This window comes from Micromonospora inaquosa (genome assembly GCF_003857055.1).
Classification (GTDB): domain Bacteria; phylum Actinomycetota; class Actinomycetes; order Mycobacteriales; family Micromonosporaceae; genus Micromonospora; species Micromonospora inaquosa.
The window spans coordinates 1-9,107 of sequence record NZ_QGSZ01000096.1 but is presented as its reverse complement, the minus strand read 5'-3'; the positions used below and the strand labels follow the sequence as shown (position 1 = coordinate 9,107).

At 70.8% G+C, this 9,107-nt stretch carries 6 protein-coding genes; 4 read left to right on the top strand and 2 right to left on the bottom strand.

Features of this window, described 5'->3' with window-relative positions; translation table 11 throughout:
* Positions 1-147: 147 nt before the first annotated feature.
* Together DLJ59_RS01940 and DLJ59_RS01935 are read right to left on the bottom strand one after the other, a co-directional pair.
* A complete protein-coding gene (locus DLJ59_RS01940; protein ID WP_124770803.1) occupies positions 148-801 on the bottom strand; it encodes an MBL fold metallo-hydrolase in 654 nt (217 codons plus the stop codon).
* A gap of 7 nt (positions 802-808) precedes the next feature.
* Positions 809-1,525 (bottom strand): maleylpyruvate isomerase family mycothiol-dependent enzyme, encoded by a 717-nt coding sequence (locus DLJ59_RS01935; RefSeq protein ID WP_124770802.1) that lies wholly within the window; start codon positions 1,523-1,525, stop codon positions 809-811.
* A 178-nt stretch (positions 1,526-1,703) separates the two neighbouring features.
* On the opposite strand from DLJ59_RS01935, the gene rsgA reads away from it, so the two are divergent.
* From rsgA to uvrC, 4 genes are all read left to right on the top strand, one after another.
* Positions 1,704-2,774 (top strand): ribosome small subunit-dependent GTPase A, encoded by a 1,071-nt coding sequence (gene rsgA / locus DLJ59_RS01930; RefSeq protein WP_124770801.1) that lies wholly within the window; start codon positions 1,704-1,706, stop codon positions 2,772-2,774.
* 181 nt (positions 2,775-2,955) lie between these two features.
* Positions 2,956-5,901, top strand: coding sequence for an excinuclease ABC subunit UvrA (gene uvrA, locus DLJ59_RS01925; RefSeq protein ID WP_124770800.1), 2,946 nt, complete (start codon positions 2,956-2,958; stop codon positions 5,899-5,901).
* A 163-nt stretch (positions 5,902-6,064) separates the two neighbouring features.
* The gene (locus DLJ59_RS01920; RefSeq protein WP_124770799.1) at positions 6,065-6,550 is read left to right on the top strand and encodes a Rieske (2Fe-2S) protein; all 486 of its coding nucleotides are present in this window, start codon (positions 6,065-6,067) and stop codon (positions 6,548-6,550) included.
* Positions 6,551-6,725: 175 nt separating this feature from the next.
* Positions 6,726-8,714 carry an excinuclease ABC subunit UvrC gene (gene uvrC / locus DLJ59_RS01915; RefSeq protein WP_124770798.1) on the top strand — a complete coding sequence of 663 codons (1,989 nt, stop codon included), beginning with the start codon at positions 6,726-6,728 and terminating at the stop codon, positions 8,712-8,714.
* Positions 8,715-9,107: the final 393 nt, after the last annotated feature.

Genomic DNA, 9,107 nt, shown 5'->3' with positions numbered 1-9,107 from the left:
GGTCAGGCTTGATCCCTGCGCCGGGCGCGGCGGGCCCCCGCCCCCGACGTTGTTCCGGGTCGTGCGGTGGTGCCGCCGCCGTCGGAGGGTGTTGATCTTGGTGGTTCTCGGTTGAGGTTGGGTCTTCTGGTTTGTGGGGTGGGGTGGTTACCAGCCTCTTGCTTTCCACTGGGGGAGGGCGGGGCGCTCGGCGCCCAACGTGCTGTCCTTGCCGTGGCCCGGGTAGAACCAGGTGTCGTCCGGCAGCTGGTCGAACAGCTTGTGCTCGACGTCGCCGATCAGCGCCGCGAAACGCTCCGGGTCCTTGTCGGTGTTGCCGACGCCACCAGGGAAGAGACTGTCGCCGGTGAAGAGGTGCGGGGTGCCGGCCGGGTCGCGGTAGAGCAGCGCGATCGAACCCGGGGTGTGCCCCTTGATGTGGATGACCTTCAGCGCGCAGTCGCCGACCGCCACCGTGTCGCCGTCGGCCAGCCGCTCCGCCTCGATCGGCAGCCCCGCCGCGTCATCGCCGTGCACCAGCGCCCGGGCGCCGGTCTTCGCGACGACCTCCTCCAACGCCACCCAGTGATCCATGTGCTGGTGGGTCGTCACCACGGCGGCCAGCCCACCGTCGCCGATCAATTCGAGCAGCCGGGGCGCCTCGTTGGCGGCGTCGATCAGCACCTGGTCACCGGTGCCCGTGCAGCGCAGCAGGTAGGCGTTGTTGTCCATCGGGCCCACCGACAGCTTGCTGATGGTCAGCCCGTCCAGCTCCCGGACCGCCGGTGCGCCGCCGTGCGTGACGTCTCCGCTGTATGTCATGACGTTTCTATATCCATTCCGGTGGAGTAGGCAGGGGACCGTCGGGGGTGACGGAGAGCGGGGCGCCGTCGGCGCGGCCGATCAGCCAGGCGGCGAGGTCGGGGGCGGGACCGGCGACGATCGGGGCGTCCACGCGCTCCCCGATCACCACCTCGTGCTCACTGCCGTCGAGGCGCAGCACCATCGAGGGCGGTGTCGGCCCCGTGGCGTGATGACTGGCCGCCTCCCGCAGCAGACGGTGAGCGAACGTCTCCGACCAGTCCGCGGCCCGGTAGTCGGCGGCAAGATCGAGGTGGTGGACCTCGATCTCCCGCAGCCGACCCCAGACCAGCAGCGCCGCAGGCCAGGGGCCCTTCCGCGCCTGCACCGTCGCCGCCCAGGCGTCGGCCGGCATTGCCGCGACCGCCTCGGAGAACAGGTCCGCGGTGCGTCGCAGATCGTCCAGGAGCGCGGCCGGTGGCCGGCTCGAACCGGCTTCGATGTCCGCGGTGCGGGCGTCCAGCGAGGCGTACATCGGCAGTGCCTCCCCGGTGCGGGCCGCGGTGAGGAGGTTGACGAAGCCGTCGGCGTTGCGCGCCACATGCGCCAGCACGTGGCCGCGCGTCCAGCCCGGCAACAGTGACGCGGCGGCCAGGTCCGCGGTGTCGAAAGAAGCGGCGGTACGCAGTAGTCGGCTGGTGGCCGCGTCCACCTCGCCCATCAGCAACAGCGGATCCGTGGTCACCCGTCGACCCTAGCGGTCCGCCGTCGCGCCGTCGCCGGGGAAATCGCTTTCGGCGCGTCGGCGCGCGACCTACCGTCAGCGGCAGACGCGGCACCGGGACATCGGACGGAGGTGGTGATCATGCCGGACGTGGCACGCGTGTTCCGCCATCACCAGCTTCGACACCGATGAGGATTGCATGACTATCGATTTGGCAGCGCTCGGCTGGGATGCCGAGCGAGAGGCGTACGCCGCACGCCACGGCGAGCACCGGCCGGGCCGGGTGGCCCGGGCGGACCGGGGGGTCTGCACCGTGCTCACCGCGGGCGGCCCGGTCCGGGCCAGCCTGGGTGGGGCGGTGCTGACCGCCGCCGCGCGGGACCCGTCCGCGCTGCCCTGCGCCGGAGACTGGGTGCTGCTCACCCACTGGCCGGACCGCCGGGTCACCGTGGAGGCGGTGCTGCCGCGGCGCGGCGCGCTGATCCGGCGTACCGCCGGCAAGGACGCCAGCGGCCAGGTGCTGGCCGCCAACCTCGACGCCGCCGCCGTGGTGGAGCCGGTGCACCCCGAGCCGGACGTGGGCCGGATCGAGCGGCTGCTCTCCCTGGCCTACGAGTCCGGCGCCCGGCCGCTGGTCGTGTTGACCAAGACGGACCTCGCGGCGGACCCGAGCGCGCTGGCCCGCCAACTCGCCGCGGTCGCCCCCGGGGTGCCGGTGTTGCCGGTCAGCGCCGAACGTGGCCTCGGGCTGGACCCGCTGCGCGCCGAGGTGGCCCCCGGCCGCACGCTCGGCCTGCTCGGCCCGTCCGGGGCTGGCAAGTCGAGCCTGGTCAACGCCCTCGTCGGGGCGGTGATGATGCCCACCCAGGCGATCCGGCGCGTCGACGGCAAGGGTCGGCACACCACCACCTGGCGGGCTCTCGTACCCGTCCCCAGTGGCGGTGCGGTGATCGACACGCCCGGCGTGCGGGCGGTCGGTCTACTGGACGGCGCGGCCGGGCTCGACCGGGCGTTCGCCGACATCGCCGGGCTGGCCGAGGGCTGCCGGTACGCCGACTGCGGCCACGACGGCGAGCCGGCCTGCGCGGTCCGGGAGGCGCTGCACACCGGCGAGCTCTCCACCCGTCGATGGGAGAGCTGGCGGCGGCTGCAGGGCGAGGTGGCCCACGAGAGTCGACGGCGGGAGGCCCGGGTGGCGGCGGAGCGGCGCGGCGGGTGGCGTTCGGCCCGACGTCGGGTCAGTCGCCCGCCGACGCCCGGGGGCTACTGACCGGGTGCCCGTCGGCGGTGCGGCCGACCGGGCTGAGCTGGGGGAATGTGCGGGCGAGGGAAACTGTCATACCTCGGGGCTAGAGTTGCCGAGGCGTGTTTTCCGCGCCCGCACGACCGCTCAGATCACCCCAGAGCGGGACAGATTCTCCGCTTCATCTTCTCCCGGGAGTACACGCACCGTGGCCGACCGACTGATCATCCGTGGCGCGCGCGAGCACAACCTGCGTGACGTCAGTCTCGACCTGCCCCGGGACGCGCTCATCGTGTTCACCGGGCTGTCCGGGTCGGGCAAGTCGAGCCTGGCCTTCGACACGATCTTCGCCGAGGGGCAGCGCCGCTACGTCGAGTCGCTCTCGTCGTACGCCCGGCAGTTCCTCGGCCAGATGGACAAGCCAGACGTCGACTTCATCGAGGGCCTGAGCCCGGCCGTCTCGATCGACCAGAAGTCCACCTCGCGTAACCCGCGCTCGACCGTCGGCACCATCACCGAGGTCTACGACTACCTGCGCCTGCTCTACGCCCGCATCGGTGAGCCGCACTGCCCGGTCTGCGGTGAGCGCATCTCCCGGCAGAGCCCCCAGCAGATCGTCGACCGGGTCCTCGCCATGACCGAGGGCACCAAGTTCATGGTGCTCGCCCCGGTGGTCCGTGGCCGCAAGGGCGAATATGTCGACCTCTTTGCCGAGCTGCAGGCCAAGGGCTACGCCCGGGCCCGGGTCGACGGCGTGGTGCACCCGCTGACCGAGCCGCCGAAGCTCAAGAAGCAGGAAAAGCACACCATCGAGGTGGTGATCGACCGCCTCACCGTCAAGCCGAGCGCCAAGCAGCGGCTCACCGACTCGGTCGAGGCGGCCCTGGGCCTGTCCAGTGGTCTGGTCCTGCTCGACTTCGTCGACCTCCCCGAGGACGACCCGGACCGCGAGCGCCGCTACTCCGAGCACCTGGCCTGCCCCAACGACCACCCGCTGGCCATCGAGGATCTCGAGCCCCGGGTCTTCTCCTTCAACGCGCCGTACGGCGCCTGCCCGGAGTGCACCGGCCTGGGCACCAAGAAGGAGGTCGACCCGGAGCTGCTGGTTCCCGACCCGGAGCGCAGCCTGCGCGAGGGCGCCATCCAGCCCTGGTCCACCGGGCACAACCTGGAATACTTCCTGCGCCTGCTGGAGGCGCTGGGTGAGGCCCAGCACTTCGACATCGACACCCCGTGGCGGGCGTTGCCGGCGCGGGCGCAGAAGACGATCCTGCACGGCTCCGACGACCAGGTGCACGTGCGCTACCGCAACAAGTACGGCCGTGAGCGCTCCTACTACACCGGCTTCGAGGGTGTGGTGCAGTGGATCGAGCGGCGGCACTCCGACACCGAGTCCGAGTGGTCCCGCGACAAGTACGAGGGCTACATGCGCGACGTGCCGTGCGCGGCGTGCGGTGGTGCCCGGCTCAAGCCCGAGGTGCTCGCGGTCACGTTGGCCGGCAAGAGCATCGCCGAGGTCTGCAACCTGTCCGTGGGGGAGTGCGCCGACCTGCTCGCGGGCATCGAGCTGACCGACCGGCAGAAGATGATCGCCGAGCGGGTCCTCAAGGAGATCAACGCCCGGCTGCGGTTCCTGCTCGACGTCGGCCTGGACTACCTCTCCCTGGACCGCCCGGCCGGCACGCTCTCCGGCGGTGAGGCACAGCGCATCCGGCTGGCCACCCAGATCGGCTCCGGCCTGGTGGGCGTGCTCTACGTCCTCGACGAGCCGTCGATCGGGCTGCACCAGCGCGACAACCACCGGCTGATCGAGACCCTGATCCGGCTGCGCGGGCTGGGCAACACGCTGATCGTGGTGGAGCACGACGAGGACACCATCCGCACCGCCGACTGGATCGTCGACATCGGGCCCGGCGCGGGTGAGCACGGCGGCAAGATCGTGCACAGCGGCTCGGTGCCGGCGCTGCTGAAGAACAAGGAGTCGATCACCGGGGCGTACCTGTCCGGTCGGCGGTCGATCCCGACGCCGACGGGCCGTCGCCCGCAGGATCCGTCCCGCGAGCTGGTGGTGCACGGCGCGCGGGAGCACAACCTGCGCAACCTGACCGTCTCGTTCCCACTGGGCCAGCTGATCGCTGTCACCGGCGTCAGCGGCTCGGGCAAGTCGACGCTGGTCAACGACATCCTCTACGCGGTGCTGGCCAACCAGATCAACGGCGCCCGGCTGGTGCCCGGCCGGCACACCCGGGTCTCCGGTCTGGAGCACGTGGACAAGGTCGTCGGCGTGGACCAGTCGCCGATCGGCCGGACCCCGCGCTCCAACCCCGCCACCTACACCGGAGTCTGGGACCACGTCCGCAAGCTCTTCGCCGAGACGACCGAGGCGAAGGTACGCGGGTACGGGCCGGGACGGTTCTCCTTCAACGTCAAGGGCGGGCGCTGCGAGGCGTGCTCGGGTGACGGCACCATCAAGATCGAGATGAACTTCCTCCCCGACGTGTACGTCCCCTGCGAGGTCTGCAAGGGCGCCCGGTACAACAGGGAGACCCTGGAGGTGCACTACAAGGGCAAGACCGTCTCGGACGTGCTGGAGATGCCGATCGAGGAGGCCGCCGAGTTCTTCTCCGCCATCCCGGCCATCCACCGGCATCTGAAGACGCTCGTCGACGTCGGCCTGGGCTACGTCCGTCTCGGTCAGCCCGCGCCGACCCTCTCCGGTGGCGAGGCGCAGCGGGTCAAGCTCGCCTCCGAGCTGCAGAAGCGCTCCACCGGGCGGACGGTCTACGTGCTCGACGAGCCGACCACCGGTCTGCACTTCGAGGACATCCGCAAGCTGCTGATGGTGCTGGAAGGGCTTGTCGACAAGGGCAACACGGTGATCACCATCGAGCACAACCTCGACGTGATCAAGACTGCGGACTGGCTGATCGACATGGGTCCTGAGGGTGGCCACCGCGGCGGCACGGTGCTCGCCACCGGCACCCCCGAGGAGGTCGCCGAGGTGGCGGAGAGCCACACCGGCGAGTTCCTGCGCCAGGTGCTCAAGCTCGACGGCGAGGCCAAGGGCGCGGCTGCCGCCACCACCCGGGCCGCCAAGGCCAACGGCACGACCAAGGCGCGGGCCAGCCGTAAGGTGCCAGCCGCGGCACGCTGACCTCTCTGCGCGTGTTCGTCGAGTGGGGCGGGTCGGTAGACGACCCGCCCCGCCTCATTTGCCGGGTCGGCCGGATGCCGCGGTGAACCATCCGGCACAGTTGCCCGTGTGGAGAAGTGTGGCCCTGTATCGACCGGCGCAGCGGGCTAGAGAGAGGCGAGGCATGAGTGACGATCAGGCTCTGACCGGTCCGGGTACCCAGACACGTCGTACCCTGCTCACCGGCGTCGGGGCGGTCGGCGCGGCCGTCGTCCTGGCTGCCTGCGGCAACAACGACGGCGGCAGCGGCAGCGGCGCACCCACCAGTGGGGGTCCGGCCGTGCCCAGCACCGGCGACGCCGGCGGCGGCGATCGGCAGAATGCCCAGTCGTTGGCCACCACCGCCGACATCCCGGTCGGTGGCGGCAAGGTCCTCGCCGCCGAGGGTGTGGTCATCACCCAGCCCACGGCCGGCCAGTTCAAGGGCTTCAGCCCGATCTGTACGCACCAGAACTGCCCGGTGACGAACGTCGACGGCGGCACCATCAACTGCACCTGCCACGGCAGCAAGTTCTCGATCGAGGACGGCTCGGTGAAGGCCGGCCCGGCCACCAAGCCGCTGCCACCCAAGGACATCAAGGTCACCGGCGACCAGATCTCGCTGGCGTGACCGTCGGGCTGGCGTGATCGCCGGGCTGGCGTGACCGTCGGGTTGGCGGCGCAAGATCGACTCGCGTTTCGGGAAGTCGGGGTGTCCGTGGCGTGCCGACACCCCGACTTCCGGGACGTCGAGTGGATCACGCGCCCGCGGTGGGCTGTCGGTGCTGCGGACTAGGCTTGCTGGCGTGGCTGACCCCTCGACCTACCGCCCCGCACCCGGCACCATCCCGGAGCTACCGGGGGTCTACCGCTTCCGCGACGGCACCGGCCGGGTGATCTACGTCGGCAAGGCGCGAAATTTGCGCAGCCGGCTCAACTCCTACTTCGGCGACGTCTGGAACCTGCACGAGCGCACCCGGCAGATGGTCACCACCGCAGAGTCGGTGGACTGGATCACCGTCGGCACCGAGGTCGAGGCGCTCCAGCAGGAGTTCACCTGGATCAAGCAGTACGACCCGCGGTTCAACGTCCGCTACCGCGACGACAAGTCGTACCCCTATCTCGCCGTCACCCTCGACGAGGAGTACCCACGGCTGCAGGTGATGCGCGGCGCCAAGCGCAAGGGCGTGCGGTACTTCGGTCCGTACTCACACGCCTGGGCGATCCGGGAGACGCTCGACCTGCTGCTGCGGGTGTTCCCCGCCCGGACGTGCTCCGCCGGGGTGTTCAAGCGGGCCGGTCAGGTCGGTCGTCCCTGCCTGCTCGGCTACATCGGCAAGTGCTCGGCACCGTGCGTCGGCACCGTCTCCGCCGACGAACACCGGGCCATCGTCGACGGGTTCTGCGACTTCATGGCCGGGCGCACCGACACCATGGTCCGCAAGATCGAACGCGAGATGACCGAGGCGAGCGAGCAACTGGAGTTCGAGCGGGCCGCCCGGCTGCGCGACGACGTGGCCGCGCTGCGCCGGGCCATGGAGAAGCAGACCGTCGTGCTCGGTGACGGCACCGACGCCGACGTGGTCGCGTTCGCCGACGACCCGCTAGAGGCGGCCGTGCAGGTCTTCCACGTGCGCGACGGCCGAGTCCGCGGCCAGCGCGGTTGGGTGGTGGAGAAGACCGAGGACCTGACCACCGGAGACCTGGTGCACCACTTCTGCACCCAGGTGTACGGCGGCGAGCACGGCGAGGCCGACGTGCCCCGCGAGCTGCTCGTGCCCGAGTTGCCCGCGGACGCCGACGCGCTGGCTGACTGGCTCTCCAACCACCGGGGCAGCCGAGTGTCGCTACGGGTGCCGCAGCGTGGCGACAAACGCTCTCTGATGGAGACGGTGGAACGCAACGCCAAGGACGCGCTGGCCCGGCACAAGCTGAAGCGCTCCGGTGACCTGACCACCCGGGGCAAGGCACTGGACGAGATCAGCGAGGCGCTGGGCATGAGCACCTCGCCGCTGCGCATCGAGTGTTTCGACATCTCCCAGATCCAGGGCACCGACGTGGTCGCCAGCATGGTGGTCTTCGAGGACGGGTTGCCCCGCAAGAGCGAATACCGGCGGTTCATCGTCCGGGGCGCCACCGACGACCTCTCCGCGATGTCCGAGGTGCTGCGCCGCCGCTTCGCCCGCTACCTGGACGCCAGGGCCGAGACGGGCGAGGTGGGCGTGGAGTCGGCCGACGACCAGGCCGCCCCGCAAGACGCTCTCGAGCCGCAGGTCGGCGTCCTGATCGATCCGACCACCGGCCGGCCGCGCAAATTCGCGTACCCGCCGCAACTGGTGGTCGTCGACGGCGGTGCCCCACAGGTCGCGGCCGCCGCGCAGGCCCTCGCCGACCTGGGCATCGACGACGTGGCCCTGTGCGGGCTGGCCAAGCGGCTGGAGGAGGTGTGGCTGCCGGACGACGAGTTCCCGGTCATCCTTCCGCGCACCTCGGAGGGGCTCTACCTGCTGCAACGGGTGCGGGACGAAGCCCACCGGTTCGCCATCACCTTCCATCGGCAGCGCCGTTCCAAGCGGATGACCGAGTCGGCACTCGACCGCGTACCCGGCCTGGGGGAAGTCCGGCGCAAGGCCTTGCTGCGGCACTTCGGCTCGCTCAAGCGACTCTCGGCCGCAACGGTCGAAGAGATCACCGAGGTGCCGGGAGTGGGTCGGCGCACCGCCGAGGCGATCCTGGCCGCCCTCGACAAGGACGCGAAGACCAGCGACGGCGCGGAGGCGAAGCCCAACCCCTGAGCAGCGTTGGCCGACCGGTCACAGCCCCCGAACCGCGCGATCCGACGTGATCCACTCGCCTTTCATGAAATCGCGGCATCCTGGGCACCAGGACACCCCGGTTTACAAAAACCCGAGTCGATCACGCCGCCGTGACCGCCGGGTCGGGTCCGCCCCGGCACGCTCTGCCTCGTCCCGGCCCCGGCCCGGCCCCAACCTCGCCTCTGCCCGGCCCCGACCTCGCTCCGGGCCCCGACCTCGCTCCGGCCCCGACCTCGCCCCGGGTTCCGGTGCGCGAAATGGTGCAGACCGTCCAGGCCGGCGTGATCCACTCGGGTTTCATGAAATCGCGGCATCCCCGGCACCGGGACACCGCGGTTTTGGTGAACCCGAGTCGATCACGCCGGCCTGGAC

What these genes read in the sequence shown, in the direction of transcription:
- DLJ59_RS01940 (WP_124770803.1), bottom strand. Translation starts at nt 801, where the DNA reads ATGACATACAGCGGAGACGTCACGCACGGCGGCGCACCGGCGGTCCGG.
- DLJ59_RS01920 (WP_124770799.1), top strand. Translation starts at nt 6,065, where the DNA reads ATGAGTGACGATCAGGCTCTGACCGGTCCGGGTACCCAGACACGTCGT.
- rsgA (WP_124770801.1), top strand. Translation starts at nt 1,704, where the DNA reads ATGACTATCGATTTGGCAGCGCTCGGCTGGGATGCCGAGCGAGAGGCG.